Origin of the sequence: Tsukamurella soli (assembly GCF_039541155.1) — a bacterium.
Taxonomy (GTDB): Bacteria; Actinomycetota; Actinomycetes; order Mycobacteriales; family Mycobacteriaceae; genus Tsukamurella; species Tsukamurella soli.
On the sequence record NZ_BAABFR010000263.1, the window covers coordinates 1 to 702 of the forward strand.

A 702-nucleotide genomic window follows, 5' to 3' on the forward strand; every position below is an offset into this window, starting at 1 on the left:
CGCCGCGGCCCAGCGGGCGATCGAGCGGCGCGACAAGCGGCGCCAGGAGACGGCGCAGGCCGTGCGGTCCGGGGGAGCGGTCAAGGAGACGCCGAGCGAGCGGGCGCTGCGCAGACACCGCGAGGGCGGCTACTCCGCGCGCCGGTTGGTGGCGAGGATCCCGTCGGCGCCGGCCCGCGTAGCCCGCCGGATCCCGTTCATGGTTGCGGTGTTCGCACTGATCGCCGCTGGTCTGGCACTCACGCTGTACCTATCGACGGGCAGCGCGGAGAAGTCGTACGAGCTGGGGCGACAGCTCTCGGTGAATCAGGCCCTGGAGGAGAAGAAGGCGGGCCTCGAGCGCGACGTGAAGGCCGGACAGAGCGCCCCGGACCTCGCGCAGCGCGCTGTCGGCCTCGGGATGGTGCCCGCGGGTGACCTGCCGGTCCTGATGCGCGACAAGCGCGGCGGGGTCACGGTGTTCGGTACCCCGGCGGCCGCGACCGGGACCGCACCCGCACCGCTCAACGCCCCGACCGGCCAATCCGGCGCGCCGACGAGCGGCGCTCCCGGGCAACCGCGCGCCCTCGGGGAACAATTGGTCACCATGAACCCCGGGAGCCCCACAGTCACCAACGGACCCACGTCGGCCCCCTCCGCCGGGCCCACCACGGCTGCGGCCCCCGTCGCGCCCGGTGCGCCGTCCGCCGCCGCGCCGACCAC

General features: G+C 75.2%; 1 protein-coding gene. It reads left to right on the top strand.

Features of this window, described 5'->3' with window-relative positions:
• The coding region (gene ftsL / locus ABD908_RS27480; protein WP_486390805.1) for a cell division protein FtsL at positions 1–702 on the top strand (702 nt) is incomplete at both ends.